General features: G+C 51.5%; 1 protein-coding gene. It reads right to left on the bottom strand.

Features of this window, described 5'->3' with window-relative positions:
* A partial coding sequence (locus tag ACI32D_RS07315; protein WP_439775928.1) for a DEAD/DEAH box helicase occupies window positions 1-1,659 on the bottom strand: 1,659 nt, incomplete at both ends.

A 1,659-nucleotide genomic window follows, 5' to 3' on the forward strand; every position in this document is an offset into this window, starting at 1 on the left:
GGCTTTCAAAATCCTTCTTGAATTCCCGGTAACTCTTTAAAAAGCCCGGCATGATGAAGTTAAAAATACTCCAAAGCTCGCTCAAGCGGTTTTCAATCGGTGTCCCGGTCAGGGCAAAGCGGTGTTTGGCCTTGACAACAGAAACCGCCTTAGCCGCGGCTGTGCGCGGATTTTTGATCATCTGCGCCTCATCGATTACTTCATAGACAAAAGTATGCGGCTCATAGTTGGCAATATCGCGCTTAAGCAGGTCATAAGAAGTGATCACAACGTCGACATCATTCAAATCAGCCAGTTGCTCGCTGCGCTCTTTCTTAGAGCCGGCTAAAGCCAGGGTCTTCATTTCCGGGGCAAACTTTTTAAACTCCGCTTCCCAGTTAAGGACCAAAGAGGCCGGAGCCACGACTAGGCTTGGCTTGTCCTTTTGACTGGCCAGGAGGCTGATCACCTGCAGGGTCTTGCCCAGGCCCATTTCATCCGCAAGAATCCCGCCAAAGCCATGCTGGGCCAGCCGGTTCATCCAAGCCGTCCCGGTCTTTTGATAGGGCCGGAGGATCTTGTCCAGACTTTCTGGCAATTTTAGCGGCGCTTCTTTCTGGTCAAAGTCGTTGATCAATTGCTGGAAGTGGTCGTCTCTTTCAATTTCGCCCATCTCCTGCTCTTTTAAGAGCTGGTCGACGTAAAGGGCCCGGTAGGCCGGCATTTCCAGTTGCTCTTTGCCAAAATCCTTGGCGCTTAAATCCAGATTCTGGGCCAAAAGAGCCAGCTTTGCCAAGTCCTGGCTATCCGGGTTAACAAAGTTGCCGTTTTTCAAGCGGATGTACTTCTTTCGGTCCTTGTACTGGCTGAGAACTTCCGCCAATTCTTCTGGCGTGAGGTCGCTTTTCAGATCCAGGTGCAGAAGCCCGTCACTTAAGGAAAGGCCAAAAGCCAGATTCAGCTTGTCTTTAAACTTGAGCTTTTTAAAAGCCGGGGTGACTTCAACTTCATCAAAGGCGGAAAGCAACTTCGGCATCCCTTGCAAAAGCTGGTATACCGCGTCGTCATCCCCCTTGTCCAAGCAGCAGTCGCCGTCTTCCAGGTCAAAAAATTTCTCTAAAAGCTCAGCCAGCTTCTTTTCCTTGTACCAGTCCCGCTTAACTGCCCGCTCCCCGCTTTCGCCCAAGCGAAGCGATTTACCCTGGTAAAAGACTCGGGCCTGGCCAACTACTTCATCGCCCTCTACATCCAGGCGCAGCTGGCTCTTTTCCAGTCCTCCTGCTTCTTCTAAAAGCTGCTGGGCAGCCGGGCTAATGGTCAAGTTGCTGTATTTTTTCAAAAGGGGCAGGACAGTGGCCTTGAATTGGCTCAGCTGGTTTAAGTCAAAAGTTGCGTCAATGTCTTCTTTATTGCCAAAAAGGGCGTAGAGGGTATTACCAAGCTTGCTAGCTACAAATGCCTCATCGGTCAGCTGGTAGCTGGCCCGGATCCCCCGGAGAACCGGCGGGCAAGTCCCGGTAATGCTGATCCCCCGGCCTTGGTACTCGTCGATCTCAAGCTCAGCTTTTTCCAGTTCGCCCCGCTTGGCTGGGACAAGCTGCTTATTGTCCAAGTTTTCAACTTCGCTGCCTTCAACTGCCGCGAAAAAGCTGTCAATCCGGCCAGAAGCAATCTCAATGC

It is taken from the genome of Lactobacillus sp. (genome assembly GCF_051873315.1).
Lineage (GTDB): Bacteria > Bacillota > Bacilli > Lactobacillales > Lactobacillaceae > Lactobacillus.